Source organism: Flavobacterium sp. AK-301 (assembly GCF_058310215.1).
The window spans coordinates 26,640-52,035 of the sequence record NZ_JBZEES010000007.1 but is presented as its reverse complement, the minus strand read 5'-3'; the positions used below and the strand labels follow the sequence as shown (position 1 = coordinate 52,035).

At 32.0% G+C, this 25,396-nt stretch carries 20 protein-coding genes and 1 pseudogene; 17 read left to right on the top strand and 4 right to left on the bottom strand.

The window, feature by feature from the left end:
* Positions 1–28: 28 nt before the first annotated feature.
* Positions 29–3,757 (top strand): metallophosphoesterase, encoded by a 3,729-nt coding sequence (locus AC4FQX_RS10755; RefSeq protein ID WP_491167700.1) that lies wholly within the window; start codon positions 29–31, stop codon positions 3,755–3,757.
* A 91-nt stretch (positions 3,758–3,848) separates the two neighbouring features.
* Here AC4FQX_RS10755 and AC4FQX_RS10750 read toward each other — a convergent pair whose 3' ends face one another.
* Entirely contained in the window at positions 3,849–4,706 is an 858-nt protein-coding gene (locus tag AC4FQX_RS10750) for a hypothetical protein (protein ID WP_491167699.1), read from the bottom strand.
* A 195-nt stretch (positions 4,707–4,901) separates the two neighbouring features.
* On the opposite strand from AC4FQX_RS10750, the gene AC4FQX_RS10745 reads away from it, so the two are divergent.
* Complete coding sequence (locus AC4FQX_RS10745; RefSeq protein ID WP_491167698.1) at positions 4,902–5,588, top strand: glycerophosphodiester phosphodiesterase; 687 nt, start codon at positions 4,902–4,904, stop codon at positions 5,586–5,588.
* Positions 5,589–5,699: 111 nt separating this feature from the next.
* Positions 5,700–6,911: a BaiN/RdsA family NAD(P)/FAD-dependent oxidoreductase gene (locus tag AC4FQX_RS10740; protein WP_491167697.1), complete on the top strand. Its 1,212-nt coding sequence runs from the start codon at positions 5,700–5,702 to the stop codon at positions 6,909–6,911.
* A 103-nt stretch (positions 6,912–7,014) separates the two neighbouring features.
* Here AC4FQX_RS10740 and AC4FQX_RS10735 read toward each other — a convergent pair whose 3' ends face one another.
* Positions 7,015–9,897: a discoidin domain-containing protein gene (locus AC4FQX_RS10735; RefSeq protein ID WP_491167696.1), complete on the bottom strand. Its 2,883-nt coding sequence runs from the start codon at positions 9,895–9,897 to the stop codon at positions 7,015–7,017.
* A gap of 684 nt (positions 9,898–10,581) precedes the next feature.
* A complete protein-coding gene (locus AC4FQX_RS10730; protein WP_491167695.1) occupies positions 10,582–10,785 on the bottom strand; it encodes a helix-turn-helix domain-containing protein in 204 nt (67 codons plus the stop codon).
* A 277-nt stretch (positions 10,786–11,062) separates the two neighbouring features.
* Here AC4FQX_RS10730 and AC4FQX_RS10725 point away from each other — a divergent pair, with 277 nt between their 5' ends.
* The 14 genes and pseudogenes from AC4FQX_RS10725 (at position 11,063) to AC4FQX_RS10660 (ending at position 23,007) form a co-directional block, all read left to right on the top strand.
* On the top strand, positions 11,063–11,197 hold the full coding sequence (locus AC4FQX_RS10725; RefSeq protein ID WP_491167694.1) for a hypothetical protein: 135 nt from the start codon (positions 11,063–11,065) through the stop codon (positions 11,195–11,197).
* An 18-nt stretch (positions 11,198–11,215) separates the two neighbouring features.
* Positions 11,216–11,407, top strand: a complete 192-nt coding sequence (locus AC4FQX_RS10720; protein ID WP_491167693.1) for a hypothetical protein — start codon at positions 11,216–11,218, stop codon at positions 11,405–11,407.
* Positions 11,408–11,581: 174 nt separating this feature from the next.
* A complete protein-coding gene (locus tag AC4FQX_RS10715; RefSeq protein WP_491167692.1) occupies positions 11,582–11,923 on the top strand; it encodes a hypothetical protein in 342 nt (113 codons plus the stop codon).
* Between the two features lie 71 nt (positions 11,924–11,994).
* Positions 11,995–14,151, top strand: a complete 2,157-nt coding sequence (locus AC4FQX_RS10710; protein ID WP_491167691.1) for a peptidase domain-containing ABC transporter — start codon at positions 11,995–11,997, stop codon at positions 14,149–14,151.
* Between the two features lie 142 nt (positions 14,152–14,293).
* A complete protein-coding gene (locus tag AC4FQX_RS10705; RefSeq protein WP_491167690.1) occupies positions 14,294–15,379 on the top strand; it encodes a diphosphomevalonate decarboxylase in 1,086 nt (361 codons plus the stop codon).
* A gap of 27 nt (positions 15,380–15,406) precedes the next feature.
* Positions 15,407–15,758, top strand: a pseudogene (locus AC4FQX_RS10700) (four helix bundle protein).
* A 40-nt stretch (positions 15,759–15,798) separates the two neighbouring features.
* Complete coding sequence (locus AC4FQX_RS10695; protein ID WP_491167689.1) at positions 15,799–16,737, top strand: mevalonate kinase family protein; 939 nt, start codon at positions 15,799–15,801, stop codon at positions 16,735–16,737.
* 58 nt (positions 16,738–16,795) lie between these two features.
* Positions 16,796–17,701: a geranylgeranylglycerol-phosphate geranylgeranyltransferase gene (locus AC4FQX_RS10690; protein ID WP_491167688.1), complete on the top strand. Its 906-nt coding sequence runs from the start codon at positions 16,796–16,798 to the stop codon at positions 17,699–17,701.
* A 190-nt stretch (positions 17,702–17,891) separates the two neighbouring features.
* Entirely contained in the window at positions 17,892–18,773 is an 882-nt protein-coding gene (locus tag AC4FQX_RS10685; protein ID WP_491167687.1) for a pseudouridine synthase, read from the top strand.
* 177 nt (positions 18,774–18,950) lie between these two features.
* On the top strand, positions 18,951–19,334 hold the full coding sequence (locus AC4FQX_RS10680) for a nuclear transport factor 2 family protein (protein ID WP_491167686.1): 384 nt from the start codon (positions 18,951–18,953) through the stop codon (positions 19,332–19,334).
* Positions 19,335–19,644: 310 nt separating this feature from the next.
* The gene (locus AC4FQX_RS10675; RefSeq protein WP_491167685.1) at positions 19,645–20,562 is read left to right on the top strand and encodes a hypothetical protein; all 918 of its coding nucleotides are present in this window, start codon (positions 19,645–19,647) and stop codon (positions 20,560–20,562) included.
* Between the two features lie 2 nt (positions 20,563–20,564).
* Positions 20,565–21,083, top strand: a complete 519-nt coding sequence (locus AC4FQX_RS10670) for a hypothetical protein (protein ID WP_491167684.1) — start codon at positions 20,565–20,567, stop codon at positions 21,081–21,083.
* Positions 21,084–21,188: 105 nt separating this feature from the next.
* Complete coding sequence (locus AC4FQX_RS10665) at positions 21,189–21,725, top strand: hypothetical protein (protein WP_491167683.1); 537 nt, start codon at positions 21,189–21,191, stop codon at positions 21,723–21,725.
* A 10-nt stretch (positions 21,726–21,735) separates the two neighbouring features.
* Positions 21,736–23,007 (top strand): hypothetical protein, encoded by a 1,272-nt coding sequence (locus tag AC4FQX_RS10660; RefSeq protein ID WP_491167682.1) that lies wholly within the window; start codon positions 21,736–21,738, stop codon positions 23,005–23,007.
* A gap of 125 nt (positions 23,008–23,132) precedes the next feature.
* On the opposite strand, the gene AC4FQX_RS10655 is transcribed toward AC4FQX_RS10660, so the two are convergent.
* On the bottom strand, positions 23,133–25,271 hold the full coding sequence (locus tag AC4FQX_RS10655; protein ID WP_491167681.1) for a M3 family metallopeptidase: 2,139 nt from the start codon (positions 25,269–25,271) through the stop codon (positions 23,133–23,135).
* Positions 25,272–25,396 lie beyond the last annotated feature (125 nt).

Below are 25,396 nucleotides of genomic sequence, written 5' to 3'. Positions count from 1 at the left end.
TATAGATTTTTTAACGTAGTGCCAAATTATGAAATTCTTTTGGGTTAATATACGAGCAAAGCAAAATATTACAATATTGCAGAGTCTGTTAATTATTGTTTTTTTAAACTCATGTGCAACACACCATGTTCAGTATGGTTCCAAAGTGTCTGCAAATCTTGAAAACCTTTCCGCAAAAGGAAAACCGATTCATACATTCTATCTTTTAGGTGATGCCGGAAACGCAGATGAAGAGGTCTCCAGGCAGGTTCTTGCCATGCTGCAAGAAAGACTTGAGAAGTCTAATTCCAGTGCTACATTATTGGTATTGGGAGATAATATTTATCCGAAAGGAATGCCTGAAGAGAGTTCTGAAAAAAGAGCTTTAGCAGAAGAAAAGATAGACAATCAATTAGCCCTTTCCGGTAAGTTCAAAGGGAAGACTGTTTTTATTCCCGGAAACCATGACTGGTATAATAATGGAGTAAAAGGACTTAAACGTCAGGAAGACTATGTCAATAAAGTTTTAAAAGAAAAAAAATCTTTTTTACCTAGAAAAGGATGTGGGATCGACAAACTGAATATTAATGACAGTATTGTTATGATTGTGCTTGATTCACAATGGTATCTTGAAAACTGGGACAAAAATCCGACAATTAATGATGATTGTACCATAAAGACCAGAGAAGATTTCTTTGAAGAACTCGAAAGTCAGTTAAATAAAAATCAGAATAAAACGATAGTACTCGCAGTTCATCATCCTTTAATGAGTAATGGACCTCATGGAGGAGAGTTCTCCCTGAAAAAACACTTGTTTCCGTTTCAGGACAATATCCCTGTTCCCGTAGTAGGTTCCCTTATTAATTTGATGCGTGCTACAGGAGGAGTTAGTCCTCAGGATATTCAGAATAAAAAATATACTTCTCTCGTAAAGCGTATTAAAGCATTAATTCAGAATAGAAATAATGTAGTGGTCGTTTCAGGACACGAACACAACTTACAGTATATTGAAAAAGATAATATCAAACAAATCATTAGTGGTTCCGGATCTAAAACTGCTCCCGCAAGAGCAACCAATTTCAGAGATTTTTCTTATGGAGGTAATGGATACGCTATTCTGGAAGTTTACAGGAACGGAGCAACCAAAGTATCCTATTATGGTTCCGTTGACGGAAAAGAAGCCCTGTTGTATGAACAAGAACCTCTACTTGCTAAACCCGAAGAGATTGTAAATTCCTATGCTGTGTCTTTTCCTGAAAAAATACAGACATCCGTTTATTCAGACGAAATGACCCAAAAAGGAGGAACGTATCGATTTCTTTGGGGAAATCATTATCGAAAATATTATAGTTTGCCAATAGAAGCAAAAACAGTAACACTCGATACCTTATATGGCGGATTAACTCCGGTCAGGGCAGGAGGAGGGCATCAGTCAAAATCACTTCGGTTAGTAGATAAAGACGGAAAAGAATATGTAATGCGTGCTTTGAAGAAAAGCGCTGTTCGTTTTTTACAATCCGTAGCCTTCAAAGATCAGTTTATAGAAGACGAATATAAAGATACCTATGCAGAAGATTTTCTATTAGATTTTTATACAACATCACATCCTTATTTTCCTTTTGTAATAGGAGATCTGGCAGATCCTTTAGGAATTAATCATACCAATCCCGTTTTATATTATGTTCCAAAACAGGAACGACTAAGTAAATTCAATACTGATTTTGGAGACGAATTATATATGATAGAAGAACGTCCGATGAGTGCACATAGTGATCTGAAAAGTTTTGGATATCCTCCGAAAATTATAAATACAGATGACGTTCTGACGAATCTGACCAAAGATGAAAAATATCAAATAGACGAAGACGAATATATCAAAGTACGTTTATTCGATATGCTTATCGGAGACTGGGACAGACATTCCGACCAGTGGCGCTGGGGAGAATATAAAGAGAATGGAAAAGTAATCTATCGCCCGATAGCAAGAGACAGAGATCAGGTCTTTACAAAATATGACGGTAATTTATTATCCGTTCTGATGACTGTTCCGCCTTTACGTCATATGAAATCGTTTAAAGAAGATATTGGAAATGTGAAATGGTTTAATATGGAGCCTTACCCAATGGATTTGGCTTTTATTACAAGAGCAAATGAAGAAGATTGGATAAAACAAGCCTATTATATCAAGACCCATCTGACAGACGCAGTCATTGATAAAGCATTTCTGAATCTTCCTCCGGAAATGCAAGATGAGACCATTACCGAAATAAAAGAAATACTGAAGATACGCAGAGCAGATTTGGAGAAATATGCCCGGGATTATTATAAAGTATTACAAAAAACCGTTTTACTGGTCGGAACAGATAAAAAAGATCGATTTGTAATTACCAGACTTCCCGAAGGAAAAACACAGGTACAGATTTATAGAATTAAAAAAGACGGAGAAGAACTCACACACGATAAAACCTACAATCACAAAGAAACAAAAGAATTGTGGGTTTACGGACTAGATGAAGAGGATATTTATGAAGTAAAAGGAAAAGGAGATAATGCAATTTTGGTACGTTTATTAGGAGGGCAAAATGATGATACTTACGCTGTTGAAAATGGTAAAAAAGTAAAAATATATGATTTTAAAAGTAAAAAAAATACTTTCGAAGCAGACAGAAGAACAAGTATATCCTTATCCGATCATTATGAAGTAAATAACTATGACTATAGAAAACCAAAATTCAATGTAAATGCCGGATATCCATGGGCTGGATACAATCCCGATGACGGAGTGAAATTAGGGGTTTTACTGGATTATACCGTTAATGGATTCAATCGTTATCCATATAGTCAGAAACATAGTCTGAATGCTAATTATTATTTTGCAACCAGTGGATATGAATTAAATTATAAAGGTATTTTTACCCACATAGTAGGAAAATGGGATTTAGGACTCGAAGCAGGATTTACAAGCGCTAATTTCAGTATTAATTTCTTTGGATACGGAAATGAAACACCAAACTTCGATAAAGATATTAATAAAGATTATAACCGTGTAAAAACAGAAATAATTCGGTTTTCTCCCTCATTACAATGGGTTGGAGAACAAGGAGCAGCAGTAACAATCAAAACAACTCTGGAAAGTGTCAGAGTACAGAAAACAGCAGGCAGGTTTATAGCACAGCCGAATGCAATTAATACTTCCGTTTTTGATCATCTGAATTTTGTAGATGTAAATATGGAGTATAGTTTTAAAAATTTTGACAATGCTTCTAATCCCACAATGGGAATGACTTTCTCTTTATTAGGCGGATGGACCGTAAATCTGAAAGATACAGATCGAACCGTTCCTTATATGGAATCTTCCATCAGCTTTAATTATAAGTTGTCTAAAACAGGAAGGATAGTTTTCGCTACGCAAATAAAAGGACAAGCCTTATTTAGTGATGATTATGAATTTTATCAAGCAGCAACCGTTGGAGGAGATTCCAATTTGAGAGGTTTTAGAAATGAACGTTTTGCAGGAAAACAATCCCTGTATCAAACTTCAGACTTGCGTTTTAATATAGGTAAGATAAAAAGTGGTTTAGGACCGTTAAAATACGGTGTTTTTGGTGGATATGATTACGGACGCATCTGGTTAAAAGATGATTTTTCTTCAAAATGGCATCAGTCTGTCGGAGGAGGAATCTGGTTGAATGGCGTAGACATGGTAACAGCAAAAGTATCCTATTTCCAATCCAGTGACGGTGGGCGATTTACCTTCGGGTTTGGATTTGGATTTTAATAATTGATCATATTATTACGTTTACGTTTACGTATTGTATTGTATTGTAGAGATGCACAGCTGTGCATCTCTACAATACAATTATAAATGATTATAAATGCAATTTATACAAATATCCTCCGGAATCTTTTTTTACCTCATCCGTAATAATCAGAGTAGAATCGTTTACGAAGCAGATACCTTCTTTCTGAGAGGCATGATTTAGGTCTATTTCCTTTATTTTTCCATCCAGAAAACGATCTTTAGGGAATTGTTTAGATATCCATACTTTGTTATTACTCAACAATGCTACTTTCTTGCCATCAGGACTAATATCAGCGCTTGTAATAGCACAGTATTTAAAAATAGCACAGGTTTTATAAGAGCCTAATAGTTCCGCTTTGTGATTTCCTTCCCGATTAGGAACACGATATAAAAAAGTTGTTCCGTCAAACCCTTTACTACGGTTTTTAGTGAATAAGTAGAACTGATTATCGGAGATGAAGAAAGCCTCCACATCATACCATAGCTCACTTTTTTTAGGAGGGAATGATTTTTGTTCCGGAAAATAAAAAGTCGTTTTTTGTGAAGTTTCCGTATTTTTATTAGAAAGACTGTCTTTAGATATTTTATAGATACAGAGATCCTGTCGGATATTCTGATTATTGCCAAAATCACCAATATAAAGGTTGCCTTCCTTATCAGCGGTAAGGTCTTCCCAGTCTATGTTTTTGGCATTTGTAACAGAAAGTGTGTTTTCTATTTTTCCTTTTTCATTTAAAGCATATAATTGTGCTTTGTTACCACTGTCTTCCAGAGTCCAAATCAGATCAGACTGATTCGTTACCTGTACAGCAGAAGCCTCTTTTATTTTTTTCGGAAGTTTGAAGACCGTTTCCAGAGGTGTTTTAGAATCACATGATAATAAACCCAGTGCAGATAACAGATAAATTTTTGTATTAAAAGACATAAAAAACAGAATTTATTTTATATAATTATACGATTCTGAGATTTTGGATAGTATAAAAGAACCGGTAGTTTTTCTAATTATCCAAAAATTATAGACCCAAGCTTGAAAGAACGAATAGACGAAGCGATCGAACAATCCGATTATCTAACTTAGAATAACTAAATTTACATCATATTTATCAATAATTTTTTCGTTTTGGATAAAATATTAAAAATAGGGCATCGTGGGGCGAATGCTTACAAACCCGAGAATACACTGATTTCTTTTCAGAAAGCATTAGATTTGGGAGCAGATGCAGTTGAATTGGATGTGCATCTTTGCAAGTCAGGCGAATTAGTTGTAATTCATGATTTTACTATAGATAGAACGACTAATGGTTTCGGAGCAGTCAAAGATTTAACATTGAAAGAATTAAAAAAGTTTCAAATAGAAGAGAAATACCGGATTCCGACTTTAATAGAAGTGTTAGATATGATTGATAGAAAAGGAGTGGTTAATATAGAATTGAAAGGAGCCAATACCGCTCAGGGAGTCTCAGGTTGTATTGAGAGATACAGAGCAGAAAAAGGATGGAACTATGAAGATTTTATTGTTTCCAGTTTTGAAAAAGAAGAATTGGAGAAGATGAGCCGGACCAATCCCAATATAATATTAGGTGTACTGACTGAAACCGATATTGAAGAAGCTCTGAAATGGGCGAGAGCATTTTCAGCAAAAGCCATTCATCCCGATTTTACCCTGTTAACACAAGAAGAAGTAATAAAAATAAAACGTTCAGGATATAAAGTTTTTCCATGGACTGTAAATGATATTCAGGATATAGAAAGAATGAAGCAATACGGTGTAGACGGAATTATTTCCGATTATCCGGATAAAATATAAAGTGGTCAGTAATGATTTATCCTGCAAGGTTTTTTTGAACCTTGTAGGTATTATAGTAAACATAAAACTATTTAGATAATAATAAAAATTAAGCATTTTAAGAAGTAAGAGATGAATCAACAGTTTGATATTATAATTGTAGGGGGGGGTGCAGCAGGATTTTTTACAGCGATTAATATTGCAGAGAAGCATCCGGAACTTAAAATTGCTATTCTTGAAAGAGGAAAAGAAGTGCTAACGAAAGTCCGTATCTCAGGAGGCGGACGTTGTAATGTAACCCATGCCTGTTTTGAACCGAACGAATTAGTGAAATTTTATCCAAGAGGAGAAAAAGAGCTGAAAGGTCCCTTTCATCAGTTTTGCAGTGGAGATACCATCGAATGGTTTGAAAAACACGGAGTAGAATTAAAAATAGAAGAGGATGGCAGAATGTTCCCGGTAACCGATTCCTCTCAGACTATTATAGATTGTTTTATACAAACAGCAGCCCGACTAAATATAAAAGTGATATTGGGGCAGAGCGTACAATCTGTTTACAGATCAGATAATTTCTGGAAGATATCAACACAGGATACCACCTATCTTACAGAAAAAATAGTTCTAACCACAGGAAGTAACCCTAAAATGTGGGAAATGATACAAGAGTTGGGACACACTATTGTAACTCCCGTTCCTTCTTTATTTACCTTTAACAGTAAAGATAAGCGTATTAAAGAATTACCGGGTATTGCTGCACAGGTTTCTATTAAAGTGAAAGATACTAAATTAACCTCCACAGGACCATTATTAATCACCCATTGGGGAATGAGCGGACCTGCAGTTCTGAAACTTTCCGCATGGGGAGCGAGGGTATTAGCGGAGAAAAACTATCAGTTTATTATTTTTATTAACTGGCTGAATGATCTGGATACAAGTGATGCTGAGGTACTGTTAAAAGACCTGAAACAAGATCAGGCTAAGAAAACAGTCAGTAAAAAATCTCCTTTTGATCTTCCCAATCGTTTATGGGAAAGTATTGTTCTTGCTTCAGAAATAAGCTCAGAAACAAAATGGGCAGACCTGACCAAACTTCAACTTCAGAATCTGGCAAACGAACTGACCAAGGCACAGTTTCAGATTAATGGGAAAAGTACATTTAAAGAAGAATTTGTTACAGCAGGAGGAATAGACCTGAAAGAAATCAATTTTAAAACCATGCAGAGCAAGTTATATGATACTCTTTATTTTGCCGGTGAAATTGTAAATATTGATGCCATAACCGGAGGATTTAATTTTCAGAATGCGTGGACAACTAGTTTTATTGTAGCGAATTCGATAGAGTAGGAATAATTTTGTATGTGTCGTTCTTTTAGTATGAGACGTACATAATAGTAAAAAACGCCTTTCTTATAAAAGAAAGGCGTTTTTATTTTTAAGTAGTATACTTTTAAAAAAACTTTAATTCTGCTATATGTGCATATTCAGGATCTATTATTGATCCAGCCGAATAGACACTATTAATAGTAATACGAATATGTCTTGTCTTTAAAATGGTATTAAATCGATAGCTTTGTGGTACTTTTCTGTTTTTTAACTCCAGATTAAGAGCATTATCCCATTTTTTTCCGTCTGTACTGACCTCAACCGTTACTTTTTTCGGTCTTCCGTCGGAACGAGTCTGACGAGATGTAAAAGAAATTCCTTCCAGAGTAGTCAACTTACCGGAATCTATAGTAATGATGTATGGCAGAGGATCTTTTGTTGCACTCCATCTGGAATGCCATATCGTGTTTAGGTCATTATCGAACATGTTTTTTATAGGATCATTCGGATCGGTAGAAGAAGCTGTTACAGCCCAGGTTTTTGCAGGGATTTCTTTAAAATCAATAATCTCTTCTTCATTTATAGTTGCTTTGCCATTTTCAAAACGGTACGGATGTGATATTATTTCTGTTAGTCCGTTTTCAAAACAATATCGAATTCTCATTTCAAAAGGATACGTTTTATATTTTTCGATTTCAGAAGTGAGCATTTCCATAGTAACCGTATAAACATCACCGGTTTTCTGAATGTCCTTTGTTGCCCAGCTAACGGCATTATAATCCTCATCTTCCGGGCTGGTTTTAGGATCATTATAGATGATCACACTATTTGGCAGAACTTTTGCGCTGAATTTAGCTTTAAAATAAATTTTATTATTATCGGCATAAATGCGTGTTTCTTTTATCTTAAAATCCGGATTTACTTTATAATAATCTTTTCCGGTATTAAAAACTTCATTGTTGTTTAGAATAGAAGCTGCTGCAAAAGTAAGATGAGATTTATCATGTTTGGTCTCAAAAGCACTATAGTCGCTCATTAACGAAATGAAAGTATCACTTGCTTTTTCTTCATCATTAGGAAGGTTTAATCCATGCCCTAATTCATGTATCGTTTTTGCTACCCAGCTTATTTTTGCTGTATTCGTTTCTTTTGGGAAAAGAGAAACATCAAAATAGCGGTAATCCATACTAAAGGTATATTTTTCCAGGCTATGAAAAGGGACACCACCCTCGTTATTTCCCTTACCGTCACCTGTTAAACTGGCCATGAAAACGAGAGAGTGTTCACTTGCTTTTTCTAAAGGGTTGTCAATAAAATATTGTTCTATTTCTTTTTTTGCTTTAGCACCACCATCTTTAGCATTATAATTTGCTTTTCCTTCTTTTCCTTTGATAACCATTATTTTCACGTAACTTTTATTGGTTTGATCTCGTAATAAACCAAATGTTTTAGAACCAAAGCCGTGGGATTCCATTTCTTTTTTATACCAGTCCTGCATAAAAAACAATAGTGTCGAAAGACGTCTTTTATATTCTCCCAGTGGCTCTTGAACATCAGAAGGAAGGAAATAAACCACGTTCAGTGCGTTACCATTATAGTTGGCTTCCGATAATGATGCTACTCTAATTTGAGCTTTACAAGATAAGAGAGTCTGATCCGCTGTAATGCTAATGTGATCTGTTTGTGCTGCTGTGGGGATTGATCCCGATGTTGGCTGAAGTTTGATAGTAGTAGTTCCGATTTGTGTTAAAGTACCACTATATTCAAAAGAGTAACCATTACCGGAATAAGCTTTGATTATATAAGCTCCCGGAGAGATTACATTGATTTGCATTTCAAGAGTATTGGCGTCAGTCAAAGGAACGTCTTTTATATATTCCCCGTTTGCTTTTATACTGTTGCATTCTGTTATTTCAAATATTGCTGAAGAAGTTTCAATTACAACAGGGCAATTCTCGTTATTTAGAGTGTTATTTATATCAAAAGTACTTTTTGCAACATCCTTAGGAGTTCCTTTTCCGGTAAGAATGATAGAGTTTATCCCCGGTTCATTGAAAGTTCCTTCGGCTGAAAAAGTATAGCCGTTGTTCGGAGTTGCTTCTGCTTTTATTTGGTAAGAGCCCGGTTTTTTAACTGATGCAACTACTGTTATTGTTTCTTTTTCAGAAAGAGCGATTCCTTTAAGATAATTCCCATTGATAACAGTCTCATTACAAATTAGAGAAAAATCTGCTTGTGCTGTTATTCCTATATTGGGTTTGCAGGAAGTTTCTATTAAAGTGTTACTCTTGATAATTTTATCTATACCATTTATATAAAAAATAATTTCAGTTTCTTTCCCTTCAGTGGGGATACCATATCCTTGTACATTTACTGTAAAATTTCCTTCTGTTGGAAAATAACCGGATTTTTCAAAATAAAATCCGTTTCCTGTTTTTCCTACAATAGTATAATGTCCTGTTTTTTGTATAGTAATTGGGATTTTCAGATATTCTGACTGTTCCAGCGGAACATTGGCATTATAATTTCCTTTATATATAATCTTATCACAATGCAGGGTAAAAGAAGCTGTTGGAGTAATATCCTGTTGAAAGGAGATTTCTTTTTCTTTTTGATCTTCATCAAAATAGGTTAATAAATGTTTTTTATATCCATATCTGTAATTGTCAGTTACGGTGTCTGTTGTTGCTTTTAAAGAATTAAGAGCTTCTTCTCCCGAAATAATAATTCTATTCCATTTGTTATTATTCCAAAAATAATATCCAGGAGTAACATTTTTATTTTTACTGGTATTATAGATTAATAAACTCTCAGGAATAGAGCCTATTGAACCGTCAATAGGGGTTGTCTCTTCTGTAGAGATCAATGCTATTTTTGGGATTAATATTCCTTTATTAGAGGAAATAAATTCCATTTGTGCATGAGGATGAGGAGGTGCTGTAGTACCTATTGCAATTTGAGCAAATGATTTATAGCTAATGAGTATAATAAGTAATAATCTTTTCATTTCCATTCCATTTCGTTTAAAAAAGCTTAAAATGTTTATTTATTATCAATATTTTTGTCTTTTGGCAAATATATTGTAATTTATTAAGTTAATATTTTTGTTTAATGTTTGCTATTTATTTTTTTTATAAAATCTAATTTATTGATAATTAAGTATATATATAAATTAGAGTGATTCTCTTAGCTTTTGAGAGAAACGGGCAAATGTAGATAAAAAAAAAAGATTTTCAATATTATATTTTTTTTAACCTAAAATAATTTCAGGTTAAAATAATAATAATTTTATAAGTTTCTGACAGCTATGTTTTTAATCCCAAAGTATTGTTAAACAATACTTTGGGATTTGAATTTTTTAAAAATATACAATGTTTGTTTTCTTTTAGAAATGTAAAAATAATGAGTATGAAAATGAGTTTTTTATTATTTCTTACATAGTAGAATATGTACTTTTTATACACAACAAATGTTAATTTTGTGTTAATGAAAAATAATGATTTTAAAGAAGAATTTACCCCGTAGAGGTAATAGATATGAAAGGGATTAACTTAGAAATAATAAAGAGTAAGTTATATACTATTTTAGTAGTAAAATTGTAAATATTGATGCTATAACCGGAGAATTTGTTTTCAGAGAATTTACGTTGTTTTTTAGATTTCTTTTTTAAGCGTTGTGCTAGGTTTATTTTTCACTTAATTATAAATAATATTTCCGTATTTATTTCAAGTGCTTTTGCAATTAAGGATATTCTTCCGATTGTAAGCTTTGTAGAACCATTCTCAATTTTAGCATATAATCCCTGAGAAATACCCATAATAAAAGCAATCTTTTCCTGAGTATATCCCTTTTTTATTCTATATTCTTTAATATTTTTTCTAATAATAGCTTCCATATTTTATCCTTATTATGTATTGCAATATAAATAAAAAGACAATATTTTAAATATTAAATAGTATTAATTATTGTGTATTTTTTAATAATACATGTGTTTTGTTTTATATTTATGTGTTTTTATTGTGATAAATCCAGTATTTATGAAACTTTAACAATTTATTCCAAATGGGAATATTTTAAACGATTTTTTTATTATAAGTTTGAAAAAGTATTGCAATACAATATTTATTAATTATTAAAACTATATCATTATGAAAAAAATAAATATAAATCAAATGGAAAATTTGAATGGAGGTACTAGTGGTAGAAATTGTATGTTATTGGGTGGAGCTTTAGCAGTATCAATTGTGTTTGGAGGAATGGTTTTTTTAGGAGTTTTTACAGCAACAGCTGCAGCAGATTGTTTTTAATATTTATGAAGATTATTTATGAAGATGAAAAAAGTGGTTGGTGGTTTTACATGGTTTGTTGTTGGGGTTATTGTTGTTAATAATCAAAAGCGTTTTGTTACTGAAGACGTTATTACAATCCTCCTCTTGACATTGATAGCATTTATGCTTTTGTCATTATTTATTAATGTTAAATGTCCAAGGGAAAATGAAAAAAATGGAATTTATTAGAGGAGGAATGAAATGTAGTTGGGTTGGAGTATTTGCTGTATTAATCCTTTTTAACCCCCTTTTAAATGACGAAATAGTTAGATGTTGGAATAGTTAACATTTATTACTATAGATATAAATAAGAAAAACACCTCTTTTGTAAAAGAGAGGTATTTTTTTATAACCTTTTTTAAAATGAATCGTATACTGTCTTTTTTTGTTTTAGTAGTTTTATCTATACTTCTAAATGCTCTTTTAAAAGAGATATTAAATATTGATGCCTTATTGTATTTGTCCTTATCAGAAAAGTTAACAGCGCACCAAATAGATAGTTTTTTTGAATTTCAGGAAAAATGGGAATGGGTGGGTAATGTTTCTATTCTATTGTTTTTACTTGTAAAAATAAGCCTGATAACAATTATTCTGTATATGGGGATCTATTTCTTTAATAAAGAAGTACAATATAAAGAGATTTGGAAAGTTGTTATTAAAGTGGAATATGTTTTTTTGTTGGTTTTGGTGTTCAAAATAATCTGATTGAGAAAATTAAAGGACAAGTTAAAGTAGAGACCATTATTAAAAAGTTTAAGGATTAAATCAGTGAAAAAATGGATAAAAAACATATTAAAAACACACATGTATTACAATTAGATCAGTCAGATTGTGGCGTTGCCTGTTTATTATCAGTATTAAGGTTTCACAGAGGAGACCATTCTCTTGAATTTCTTCGTAAATCAAGTGGAACAACAAAACAAGGGACCACATTATTGGGTCTCTATCAGGCAGCAAATATATTAGGATTTACTGCCGAAGGTTGTGAAGCAGAAATACAGGCGTTAATAGATCATAAAGAACCTGTTATTTTACATGTTCTTATCGAGGGGAATTTAGAGCATTATGTAGTTTGTTATGGTTATGATCCGCGAAGAGGATTTATTATAGGAGATCCGTCTAAAGGGATTTGTTTTTTATCAGAGATGGATTTAGAGAAAATATGGGTTTCAAAGACTTGTTTAACGCTGTCTCCAAATCGAAATTTTATAAATAACGGAGTTGCAGAAAAATCAAAGAAAGAATATTTCACAGAATTAGTAAAAGAAGACTACAAATTATTAGTGTTTAGTATTGTTCTTGGTGTTTTTGTGGCAGGTCTCGGATTAACAATGTCTGTTTTTTTTCAAAAACTAATAGATGACATACTACCTTCTCAAAATATAAGGAAGTTAATTTCGGGAGTTGTATTATTAGCTATTCTGCTTTTTTCCAGAGTTGGTTTTTCTGCTTTAAGAGAGTATTTTTTACTAGAACAGTCATTGGATTTTAATAATCGAATAAACAGACTGTTCTATAATTCATTATTGCATCTGCCTAAGCATTTTTTTGATACAAGAACAAAAGGAGAGTTGGTAGCTCGATTAAACGATACACAACGAGTGCAACGTGTAATAAAGATATTAGCAAGTAATCTGGTTATTGATGTTCTGATAACTCTTATCTCATTAGTTCTTTTATTTGTGTATTCCTGGAAAATAGGAGTTATACTATTGTTTAGTTTGCCGATTTACTTTTATATTATTTACAGGAATAATAAAGTCATAATTGATGCTCAGAAAGAGGTAATGCAAACCTATGTATCTACAGAGAGTAATTATATAACAAGTATGCAGGGTATTGCAACAATAAAGAATAATAACCGTCAGATTGTTTTCAGTGAGCAGAATCAGACTATTTTTTCTTTTTATCAGGATAAGATCTTTAAATTAGGAGTTATTAATGTTCGATTATCCTGGCAGTCAGGATTAGCAAGCGTTTTTTTTCTGATAAGTATTATGATTTATGCTTCAGTTGCTGTTTTTAATTCAACAATGAAATTAGGAGAATTGATGGCTATTTTAGGAATCGTAAGTTCTTTATTGCCTTCCATTGTTAATTTGGCTTTAATAGCAATTCCTGTTAATGAAGCAAAAATCGCTTTTAACAGGATGTATGAGTTTGCCTCTTTAGAAAAAGAAGAAGAAGACGGACGAATAATAATGACTATTGATAAAATTGAAATTAAAAATCTATCCTTTCGTTTTGCAGGAAGAAGCATGCTTTTAAAGAACATTGATCTCACATTAGAGAAAAATAAAATTACAGCTATTGTAGGAGAAAGCGGAGGAGGGAAAAGTACGTTGGGGCAAATTTTACAACGTTTTTATTCTTTTGAAAGCGGGAGTATTATGGTTAATAAAACCTATAATCTTTCTGAAATAAAAATGCAGAACTATCGTCATCTGATTGGAGTGGTTCCTCAGGAAATAACCCTTTTTAATGGAAATATAACAGATAATGTAGTATTGAGTAAGCTAGAGGTCTTGGGAGATTATAAAGCATTTTTATCAGAGTATGGTTTTGATATTTATTTTGATCAGTTTCCGCAAGGATTAGATACAATTATAGGAGAAGAAGGGATTAATTTATCAGGAGGACAGAAACAGATTGTTGCTTTAGCAAGAGCTTTATATAAAAGACCCCAACTTCTCATTCTTGATGAAGCCACTTCAGCAATGGATAGAAAAGCAGAGAAATTCACACTGCAGTTATTAGAGAAAATTAAACCGAATTGTGCCGTGTTTTTTATCTCTCATCGATTAGATATATTAAAAAAGATAGCAGATGAAGTCTATGTTCTGGAAAAAGGACAAATTTCAGTTAGTGGTAACCATAATCAGCTGATTAAAACGCATAATTTCTATAGTGAGTTCTGGAAAGAGCTAAGCTGACAAACTTTAAGAGCTGAAACAAAATTTATTATTTTTTTGAATTGACTTTCATTAGTCCTCTTTTTAGAGATAAAAAGAATCAAGAAGAAGAAATAAAAATTGTTTCCGAAAAATGTATCTTTGCTTAAATTTTCAAATAGAAATGTTACAAGAACAAGATTTCAGCATTCCCGTATATACTAAGACATCAGATTCAGGAAGTTTTAAATGGAGTGCTCCTAGTAATATTGCATTAGTAAAATATTGGGGGAAAAAAGACAATCAGATCCCTGCTAACCCATCCGTGAGTTTTACACTGAATAGCTGTAAAACCATAACAGTTTTATCCTATCGGAAGAAAGATTCGACAGGTGGTTTTTCGTTTGATTTGCTTTTCGAAGGAAAACCCAAAGAAGATTTTAAACCTAAGATTCAAAAGTTTTTTGAACGTGTAGAACGTTATTTGCCCTTTTTAAAAGAATATCATTTTACAATCGATACCCATAATACATTTCCCCATAGTTCAGGAATCGCTTCATCAGCATCCGGAATGAGTGCATTATCTATCGGGTTAATGAGTCTTGAAAAAGAATTGTTTCCAGAAATGACAGATGATTTCTTTTTTCAGAAAGCCTCTTTTTTAGCCCGTTTAGGCTCAGGAAGTGCCTGTAGAAGTGTAAAAGGCAGAATAGTAGTCTGGGGAGAACATAAAAAGATAGAAGGAAGCTCAGATTTGTTTGGAGTGTCCTATCCTTATGTAGTTCATGAAAATTTTAATAATTATCAAGATACAATTCTGTTAGTAGATAAAGGAGAAAAGCAGGTTTCCAGTACAGTAGGACATGATTTGATGCACAACCATCCCTATGCAGAAAGACGTTTTTTACAAGCGCATGAAAATTTAGAAACCTTATTATCTGTTTTTGAAACAGGAGATCTGGACCGATTCATAAAAATTGTGGAAAGTGAAGCGTTGACATTACATGCCATGATGATGACTTCAATGCCTTATTTTATACTGATGAAACCCAATACCCTCGAAATTATCAACAAGATTTGGGCTTTTAGAGAAAAAACAAAAGTACCCGTTTGTTTCACCCTTGATGCAGGAGCAAACGTTCATATTCTGTATCCTGAGAGAAATAAAAATGAAGTTTTAGATTTTATTAAGGCAGAATTAATTGTCTATTGTCAAAACAGTCAGTACCTTTGCGACGAAATAGGTAACGGAGCTATTCAATTTAATTGATAGTTAATGATTGATAATTAATAATTTGTGGCAAAGAAAAATGTTATTAAAGAAAAGACATTTTCTTTTGCAATAGAAATAGTATCTCTCTATAAAGAATTAATAGAGAAGAAAGAGTTTGTGTTGTCCAGACAAATAGTTGCGTTCGGGAACTTCAATAGGAGCAAATGTAAGAGAAGCAGAACATGCTGAAAGTAAGGCCGATTTCATTCATAAATTATCAGTTGCTTTAAAAGAAGCAAATGAAACAGAATATTGGATAGATTTATTATTTGAAACAAAGTTTTTGTCAGAAGATAGGTTTCAGGTTATAAAGCCAAAATTAGTAGAAATATTACGATTGTTAATTAGTATAATTAACACGTTAAAGAATAAATAGTTATCAATTTTCAATTGCTAATTATCAATTAATATAATATATGAGAGGACCATTATTTTACTCGAAAATATTACTCTTCGGAGAATATGGTATAATTAAAGATTCCAAAGGGTTGTCAATACCCTACAATTTTTATAATGGAGCTTTAAAAATGATGGATACCCCGTCAGAAGAAGCTATAAAATCTAATTTGAGCCTAAAGAAGTTTGTAGGATATTTAGAAGTTCTGCAAAAAGAACAGCCTGAATTAGTAACTTTTGATCTGCAAACACTAAATAAGAATGTAGAAGAAGGAATGTATTTTGATTCCAGTATTCCGCAAGGATATGGTGTAGGAAGCAGCGGTGCTTTAGTTGCTGCCATCTATGATAAATATGCCCATAATAAAATTACTGTTTTAGAGAATTTAACCCGTGAGAAGTTATTAAAACTAAAAGAGATCTTTTCTCAGATGGAATCTTTCTTTCATGGAAAAAGTTCAGGATTAGACCCTCTGAACAGTTATTTAAGCATTCCGATTCTGATCAATTCAAAAGATAATATCGAACCTGCAGGAATTCCTTCCCAGATAGAGAACGGAAAAGGAGCAGTGTTTCTGATTGATTCAGGTATCGTAGGAGAAACAGCTCCCATGGTTAATATCTTTATGGAAAATCTAAAAGACAAAGGTTTCCGTAATATGCTAAAAAATCAGTTTGTAAAACATACAGATGCCTGCGTAGAAAATTTTTTACACGGAGATATGAAATCGTTATTTACAAATACTAAAAAACTGTCTAAAGTCGTTTTAAATCATTTCAAACCAATGATTCCCGAACAATTTCATGAACTCTGGAAGAAAGGGATAGAAACTAATGACTATTATCTAAAACTTTGCGGATCAGGTGGAGGAGGATATATATTAGGCTTTACACAAGATTTGGAAAAGGCAAAAACATCTTTAAAAGACTATAAATTAGAAGTAGTTTATCAGTTTTAAAAAATGTCTTTTTATATCTTTACGAACAACCTGAAACATTAAATATTAAACTTTATCAATGTCAAGCAGAAAGAACAGATTATTATTAATGAAAATTCTTGGCTTGTTCTCCGTTGTTCGTGGTTACAATATTCCTGTGATTGTATTAGCACAATACCTGTCAGCTATTTTTATTCTGGCTCCCGAAGTAAGAGTATCTGCTGTTGTTTTTGATTTTAATCTGTTTATAATCGTTTTTGCTTCATCACTGACCATAGCATCAGGATATATTATTAATAGCTTTTATGACTCTCAGAAAGACCTGATTAATAAGCCTAATAAATCGATGTTAGATCGACTCGTAAGTCAGAAGACAAAACTACAGGTTTATTTTACATTGAATTTTATCGTTATTTTACTTGCTTTCTTTGTTTCATGGCGTGCAGTAAGTTATTTCGCAGTCTATATTTTTATGATATGGTTTTATTCCCACAAAGTAAAAAAATATCCGTTTATAGGAAATCTGTGGGCTTCACTGTTAGCCGTTTTACCCTTTTTTGCTATTCTTTTGTACTATAAGAATTTTTATGAAGTTATTTTTGGACATGCTACTTTCTTGTTTCTGTTGATTCTTATCAGAGAGATGATCAAAGATCTGGAAAATTTAAAAGGAGACATTGCCAGTGGTTATCAAACCATTCCTATTTTATACGGAGAAAAAGTTTCTAAAATTAGCATTACAATATTGACTATTGCTACCGTAATTCCTGTTTATGTTCTAATAGAAGTTTTTGATATCGGTTATATGGATATTTATTTTTATATCGCTTTAATCATATTACTGTTTTTTCTACTGTATCTGTGGAAAGCAGAAACAAAACCCGAATATTTATTACTTCATAATACTTTAAAATTTCTTATTGTAGCAGGCGTTTTTTGTATTGCATTAATTGATCCGAGTGTTCTTTTAAAACGATTAATATAGTTTTACAAAACATTTAAAAACAGTAGAAAAGCTCCAAATCTATCCTTGAAGAACTAACAATTATTAATCAATAATAAACTATCTTTGCCGGAATATTATGTCTGATAGATTGTAGCAGAAGGTAGATTAGTATATTCAGACCAATTTTTTAGACGATCAATAAAATCAATAAACAGTATTTATATAATATATGAATAAAAAAGATAGTAGTAACAGAGGGAAGTCCGGTGGAGAACGTAAAGGAGCTTTTGGAAAAGGCAATCCAAATAAAGGAAAACCTGCACCTAAAAAAAATTCGGCAAAACCCGAAGCAGTAAAGCCTGTAGCGACCAAAACACCCACTGTTAAAAGAGCGAAGGGTGCAGACGAAATGCGTCTGAATAAATATATAGCAAATTCAGGAGTTTGTTCCAGACGTGAAGCAGATGTTTATATTCAGTCCGGGAATGTAAAAGTGAATGGAATTGTAATTGTAGAGATGGGACATTTAGTAAAACCAACCGATGTAGTTCATTTTGATGGATCATTATTATCACCCGGAAAAAAAGAATATGTTTTACTGAATAAACCTAAGAATTTTACAACAGTAGGAGATAATGAGAATGAACCCCGTAATGTCCTGGAACTGGTTAAAGGCGCTACTAATGCGAATATTCAGCCTGTTGGGAGAATGGATAAAAATACGACCGGTTTATTGTTGTTTACCAATGATACAGACATACTGAGAAAATTTACCTTACCTAATCAGAAAACATCAAAAATCTATCAGGTTTCACTGGATAAGAATCTGAAGTTCGAAGATCTGGAGAAAATTTCAACAGGAGTGATGTTAGATGGTCACAGAGTACATGTAGAAGAGATCAGTTATATAGAAAACGAACCAAAAAGTGAAGTAGGTATTAAGTTACGTACCTCCCATGTAAAAGTAGTTCGTGCTATTTTCGAACATTTTAAATACGATGTTTTAAGAGTAGATCGCGTTGCCTATGCAGGACTGACCAAGAAGAATTTACCTCGTGGAAACTGGAGATTCCTCACAGAACAGGAGATTATCAATATAAAGAATATGTAATTATTTACATCACGAAATATAAAAGCCTTTAATCGAAACATTAGATTAAAGGTTTTTTGTTGTAATTCTCTTTTTTCTTTACTCTTGATTCTTTTTACTTTTCTCAAAAAATATTTCACCTTTTACAAAATTATCAATTGTTAACTATCAATTGATAATTGAACTATAATCCTATCTTTGCAAAAAATAAATAATATCATGATGTCCCCTCCATTAGAAACCATTGCTTATAAATGGTTTGAAGCTTTTAATACACATCAGCTGGCACAATTATTAGCCTTGTATGATGATGAAGCAGAGCATTTTAGTCCTAAATTAAAAATTAAAAAACCGGAAACCAACGGTTATGTAAAAGGAAAAGCAGCATTGCACGACTGGTGGCAGGATGCCTTTGACCGTTTGCCCACACTACATTACAAAGTAACCTCACTTACTGCAAACAATCAGCGTGTATTCATGGAATATATCAGAATGGTAGAAGGAGAAGAAGATATGTTAGTAGCAGAAGTATTAGACATCAGAGGAGATAAAATTATAGCCTCAAGAGTATATCACGGATAAAAATAAAAATCCATAGATTATAAAAAACCGTTTCAGATAATGAAACGGTTTTTTTGTTTATGTTTTCGGGCGATATTGTTTTAAATAAATGTTTTTATTGGTAAATTAATGCTAATTATTTAAATTAATTATGTTTATTTGTAAAAAGTACTTATATTATTTTATGGAATACAGAATACACACAGTAACCAAAGAAGAAAAAATTCTTTCAATTGTTGATAAATACAATACTACTATAGAGGAAATAAAAGCTCTTAATCCTGATATGAGAATTTTTAGAGGTTTTATAGGAGGGGAATTTGTTTCTGCAATGCAAGAAATAAAAATACCTAATAAGGAAAAAATAGAAGTATTACAAAAAGAAAGATATACAGTTTCTTTAGGAGAATTTATACCTAAAGTTCGTTATAGGTGTAGTCAAACCAATTTGATAACTATAGATGGAACTCCTAATTTTTCCTGTGAACTTAAAACGCAATATTTATTTTCAACCTTAGATAAAGAAGAACAGAGATATTTTAATGTCAATTTAGAGGATTATATTACTTCCATACAGCCTGAGGGAATGAAAGAAGCCTTTGAACTTATTAAACAAATAGAATTAATTAGAAATAATATAATTTTTACTCAGGATAATGTAGGAAATATGTCCAAAATTCATAATCTAAGAACTTTAGAGAATAACTGGAGTTTTTTTTTAAATAAAGAAGTTAAAAAGATACCTTTTTTTAAAGAACTGGAAATAAGAAGTCCTGACACAATCAAAGATTTTATAAAAAACGGAAATAAAGAGTTTTCTAATAGCGAGGAGCTAGCAGGTGTATTAGATAAAAACCTTTTTTATCATGTTCTTTTGAAAGCTAATTTAGAGGAGGACTTAAAAGAATATTATATAGAGCAACAATCTCAAATATTTCCAAATATAAAACTAAAAACAAAGGTGGTGAAAACCAAAGTTTCTGATGACGATCTTTCTACTACTTATAGATTAGTAGGAACATTAAATAAAGAAAACCTCAATGAAAAAGAATTAAGGAAGTTGTATAATGAAATGTATCAACCATTGATAAAATTCTCATATACTGAATTTAATTTTGTTTATAGAATCACTTATGTAATGGAAAACAAAACAGGTTTACTAATAAAAGCCAATGTTTCTTTGAGTGAACAGGTCAAAAATAATTATGAAACCATCACTAAGTTTGAACTAAAAAAGATAGAGTTGTAAATATGGATAAAGAAGAGAAAATAATTGAGGTTAAAGCTTATGAATATTTTACTATAAGAAAAATGGCTCTCATGTGGCTTCCTGTGTTTTCTATAGTTTTATTTATTTCCTCTTATTTTGAAAAAATAAAATTCTTTTTGTTTATGACAGTAGGAGCGGCAACTTATGGAATGATTCTTAACCGAATGAAGAAAAAATCTATTCAGGTCATTTTTTCAGCAGATAGAATAAACATTGATAAAGAGACTATTATGTTATCAGAAATAGAGAATTATTATATCTGTCGTCCTTTGAATGAATTGTTTATGTTGAGAATGAAAATAAAAGGTAGCGATAAAATAGTATATATAGGAAAAGAAGATAAAACAGAAATAGATTCTTTTTTAGAAAACAGTCAATTTCCTGTAAAAAAAACATTTTATGATACCTATTTAAAATACAGTCATTTAGTTTTACCCTTTATAGGTTTGTTGATTTGTGGAATTGTAGTTAAGATTCATTATTTTATTAAATACAATTAAAAAGGATTAAATTCTGTATGCCGCAAAATTATTGATAAATATAAGTTCAAAGAAACTTATTATCACACAACCTTAGATTTCTGTTTAAAAAAAACAAAAATAAGCATGAAAAATAAAACCTTAGAAATACAGGTATATAATTTTAAAGAAATTTTAAAATACAGTTTAATGGCAGTGTTTTTTTCTTTTTTCATAATGCTTTTTAGCTATCCTTTATCAAAATATATGCACTCGATGTGGTTTGCAATGATAGCAGTAGGATTGCCATATTCTCTTTTTATGGAAAAAACAAAAAAAATAAAGAAAAACATTTCTTTTAGTAATGAAAATATAAATATAAATAATGAAGATATAGAGTTGTCAGAAATTGCTAACTATAGAATTTTTAACTCTTTGAGGCTTTTTTTTGGCTTAAGAATTAGTTTAAAAAATGGCAGGAGTTATTTTTTATATATACCGGTAGAGTATAAGGATAATTTAGTAAACTATTTTGAAAATAAAACAATAATAAACAGTAAGACAATGACTGATTTTTTCGTAAAAACCTATTTGTTGATTTATGTTGTTTTTAGTTTTATGGTTATTTCAGTATTGTATTCTCTCAGTGCAAAATTATACTTCAAAATACTTCATAATATATAAAAAATAAAATATGAGTAAAGCTTATATACCCGAAGATGCTTTTGTGGTTTGTACGTACCAACAAAATACAGATCCTAAGAAATTAATTGTAACACGAGCTCAGGTTTCTGTTTTTTATAAAGATAAAAGACCTTTTTTAACTATAGAAGACCGAAATACTGATGTGAAATTTATTTGTAAAAGCCCAATGAATTTATTGATGGGATTAGCAGGTCTTGCCGTAGGTTTGATTTTAGCTTCTAATCCGATTGGATGGGTTGTAGCAGGTATTTGTGTAGGTATTCTTGCTGCGGCAGCTACTTTAGCAGTAGTTACTCATGATTGCTCAGGACCTTTACAAGCCGGGAAATGGATAAATTATAAAGAAAATGTAAAGTTTAATGGATATAATGCTATTACCCAGTCTTCTATGCTTATGTGTGATAATAAAGGAATATTGCAACCTATTATTAGTTATGATGTAGCTTGTAAAGTAGCTAAAGCCATTGCTAAAGAAAATATTATAGAAACAGGAGTTACTACTATTGGTGCCGTTGCTTCTGGATTTTTAATGGGAAAAGGAGGAGGTTTTCTAAGTGCCATGAAAGGGATATTTACTAAATCGGGAGCTTTGTTTACTCTTAGTGGTATAGGGGTAACTTATGCTATGACTTCTTATCAAAGTCATATTATGAGAAGTAAAGAGGAGTATGCAGGTAATGAAATTTATCAAAGGATGAATGAAGCTGAAAACACTAGTTTGCAGGAAGGATTAAAGGAGTCAGTGGTAGACTCTATTAAATCAGGAGACCCGCCTAAAATAGATATAGAAATAGACTCTAATACAGGAAAAATAAAAGATATATTTGGAGTAGTACAATTATATAAGACAGGTCAGCTAATTATACAAGATAAAGTGTTACAAGCTCAATTTGAAAAACTGGCTTCCATGAATAGACAGCAATTAGCTTCAAGTGAGATAGCTAAAAATTTATGGAAAGAAGTAGAATTAAGTCCAAAATATGAGAGCGTATATGATGCCGTTAAAAGAAATAATAAATATAACCAAAATAGAATTACCCCGGGAATGAGAAATAATGCTATATCTCATTTAGATGATACTGTCAGAGATAACAGGTGGTCTTTAAATAATCCTAATTCATTATTAATAAAAGGAGCTTCCATTGCTCTTTTCTTCGTGCCTTTGGTAAGTGGTTATTTTTCTGAAAATGCGAGAAGAAAATTAGCAGAAATAGCAATAGAAGATGTTACGGATAGTATAAGTGTAAGAACAAATAAGTAAAAAAACCGTTTCAGATAATGAAACGGTTTTTTATTGGGGAAAAAAGAGATATTAATTCTGTTGTTTCTGAGAACGAATTTTCAAATTATCTAATCTTCAAATTTCCAAATTATAGTATCTGTATTTTATAATTTCAAAGGTGTTTTACTTAAACCTCTTTTTCTTAATAAAGGTTCAATGCTAGGTTCAGCACCACGGAAATTTTTATATAACACCATTGGGTCTTCCGTTCCTCCTTTTTCAAGTACATTCTTACGGAAAGAATTTGCCAGTTCCGGATTAAATAAAGACGTCTTTTTAAAAGCATCAAAAGCATCCGTATCCAATACTCCCGACCAGATATAACTGTAATATCCCGCAGAATATCCTCCCGCAAAAATATGACTGAAATAAGTACTTCTGTATCTTGGGATAATTGTTTCCGGTAATCCTGTTTTCTCCAATGAAGTTTTCTCAAAGTCATTTACATTAACTGTAATATCTGTTTTCTGAGAGTGGTAATCCAGATCCAGTAATGAAGCAGCTAAATATTCAATTGTAGCAAAGCCTTGATCAAAAGTTCCTGCTTTCTGTAATTTTTCAATTAAAGCATCCGGAATTGCAACTCCCGTTTTATAATGTTTAGCATAGATTTTCATTACTTCCGGTTCAGCAGCCCAGTTTTCCATTATCTGTGATGGTAACTCAACAAAATCTCTTGAAACACTCGTTCCCGATAAGCTTTTGTATTGTACATTAGATAACAGACCGTGTAATGCATGTCCGAATTCATGGAAGAAAGTAGTAGTCTCATCAAACGTAAGCAGAGCAGGAGCGTCAGCAGTTGGTTTAGTGAAATTACATACAATAGAAACTACCGGTGCAATTCTTTTTCCGTTTACCGTTTCCTGTTTTTTATAAGAAGTCATCCAGGCTCCCCCTCTTTTAGATTCCCTTGGGTGGAAATCCATATAAATCACTCCGACAAGATCACCGTTAGCTTCCGTTACCTCATAAGCTGTTACATCCTTATGATATTTTGGAAGATCTTTTAATTCTTTAAATTTTAGTCCGTAAAGGTTCTCAGTTACCTGAAAAACACCTTTTTGAACATTCTCTAAACTAAAATACGGTTTCATTTCCTGCTCATCCAGATCAAAACGTTCTTTTCTGATTTTTTCAGTATAGTATCTCCAGTCATAAGGAGCTACCTTTTCATTAACACCGTCAGCAAGCATTAGTTTCTGGATATCAGCTGCCTCTTTTTGTGCAACTTCTAAAGCCGGTTTCCAAAGCTGATTCAGCAGTTCATATGCTTTTTCAGGAGTTTTCGCCATTGTTTCCTCTAAACTGTAATCTGCAAAACTTTTATATCCTAAAAGTTGCGCTTTTTCTCTGCGAAGATTTGCTAGTTCAATAACATTAGCTTTATTATCATACTCATTATTATTGTTAGCACGATTTTGATAAGCAGTCCATATTTCCTTGCGTAATTCACGATTTTGTGCATATTGAAGAAAAGGCATTACACTGGAGTTATGAAGTGTAAAAACCCATTTTCCTTCCTTATCTCTATTTTTAGCTTCCTCAGCAGCAGCAGTGATCAGATCCTGAGGTAATCCCGCAAGATCTTCTTTTTTATCAATTACTAATTCATAAGAGTTTGTTTCAGCTAATATGTTATCACCAAATTTTAGAGAGAGTAAAGAAAGCTTACTGTTGATAGCTCTGAGTTTTTCCTTATCCACATTTGATAAATTAGCACCACTTCGTACAAAAGCTTTATAAGTGTTTTCTAATATTTTTGCCTGTTCTAAGTTCAGTTTCAGATTTGCCTTAGTATCCCATATTGTCTTTACACGTGCAAAAAGTTTTTCATTCAGATAAATATTATCACTGTGTTTTGATAATTCCGGAGCTATTTCTTCCGCTATTTTCTGAAGCGTGTCATTCGTATTAGCACTTTTCAGATTGAAGAAAACAATACTGGCACGATCTAGTAATTTACCTGCATTTTCCATAGCAAGTAAAGTATTGTCAAAAGTTGGAGTTTCCGGATTATTAGCAATAGAATCGATTTCTGCCTGATGAATCTTGATTCCTTCCAGAATAGCCGGTTTAAAATGCTCATTTTTGATCAGATCAAAAGGAGGAACTCCATAAGGAGTGGTGTAAGCTTCTAATAGTGGATTCACGTTTTCTGAAATTTGTTTTTTGTCATCTTTCTTACACGAAAATAAGGTCGTTCCTATTACCGTAAGAAGGAAAAATGCTTTTTTGTTCATGCTGTTTGAGTTAGTTTATAAAACGTAAATATAGAGTAAAATGACAGATTTAAAAAGAAGAGTTTATTCAGGTCTAAATTTTAACAGTGTTGTCTCATACTATAAATTTTTGACCAAATAATGTT

Excerpts from the sequence above, each read along its gene's own strand:
- AC4FQX_RS10730 (WP_491167695.1), bottom strand. The coding sequence starts at position 10,785 with ATGGAAGCTATTATTAGAAAAAATATTAAAGAATATAGAATAAAAAAG.
- AC4FQX_RS10740 (WP_491167697.1), top strand. The coding sequence starts at position 5,700 with ATGAATCAACAGTTTGATATTATAATTGTAGGGGGGGGTGCAGCAGGA.
- AC4FQX_RS10705 (WP_491167690.1), top strand. The coding sequence starts at position 14,294 with ATGTTACAAGAACAAGATTTCAGCATTCCCGTATATACTAAGACATCA.
- AC4FQX_RS10660 (WP_491167682.1), top strand. The coding sequence starts at position 21,736 with ATGAGTAAAGCTTATATACCCGAAGATGCTTTTGTGGTTTGTACGTAC.
- AC4FQX_RS10755 (WP_491167700.1), top strand. The coding sequence starts at position 29 with ATGAAATTCTTTTGGGTTAATATACGAGCAAAGCAAAATATTACAATA.
- AC4FQX_RS10720 (WP_491167693.1), top strand. The coding sequence starts at position 11,216 with ATGAAGATGAAAAAAGTGGTTGGTGGTTTTACATGGTTTGTTGTTGGG.
- AC4FQX_RS10750 (WP_491167699.1), bottom strand. The coding sequence starts at position 4,706 with ATGTCTTTTAATACAAAAATTTATCTGTTATCTGCACTGGGTTTATTA.
- AC4FQX_RS10665 (WP_491167683.1), top strand. The coding sequence starts at position 21,189 with ATGAAAAATAAAACCTTAGAAATACAGGTATATAATTTTAAAGAAATT.
- AC4FQX_RS10675 (WP_491167685.1), top strand. The coding sequence starts at position 19,645 with ATGCAAGAAATAAAAATACCTAATAAGGAAAAAATAGAAGTATTACAA.
- AC4FQX_RS10670 (WP_491167684.1), top strand. The coding sequence starts at position 20,565 with ATGGATAAAGAAGAGAAAATAATTGAGGTTAAAGCTTATGAATATTTT.
- AC4FQX_RS10695 (WP_491167689.1), top strand. The coding sequence starts at position 15,799 with ATGAGAGGACCATTATTTTACTCGAAAATATTACTCTTCGGAGAATAT.
- AC4FQX_RS10710 (WP_491167691.1), top strand. The coding sequence starts at position 11,995 with ATGGATAAAAAACATATTAAAAACACACATGTATTACAATTAGATCAG.
- AC4FQX_RS10655 (WP_491167681.1), bottom strand. The coding sequence starts at position 25,271 with ATGAACAAAAAAGCATTTTTCCTTCTTACGGTAATAGGAACGACCTTA.
- AC4FQX_RS10685 (WP_491167687.1), top strand. The coding sequence starts at position 17,892 with ATGAATAAAAAAGATAGTAGTAACAGAGGGAAGTCCGGTGGAGAACGT.
- AC4FQX_RS10690 (WP_491167688.1), top strand. The coding sequence starts at position 16,796 with ATGTCAAGCAGAAAGAACAGATTATTATTAATGAAAATTCTTGGCTTG.
- AC4FQX_RS10715 (WP_491167692.1), top strand. The coding sequence starts at position 11,582 with ATGAATCGTATACTGTCTTTTTTTGTTTTAGTAGTTTTATCTATACTT.
- AC4FQX_RS10725 (WP_491167694.1), top strand. The coding sequence starts at position 11,063 with ATGGAAAATTTGAATGGAGGTACTAGTGGTAGAAATTGTATGTTATTG.
- AC4FQX_RS10735 (WP_491167696.1), bottom strand. The coding sequence starts at position 9,897 with ATGAAAAGATTATTACTTATTATACTCATTAGCTATAAATCATTTGCT.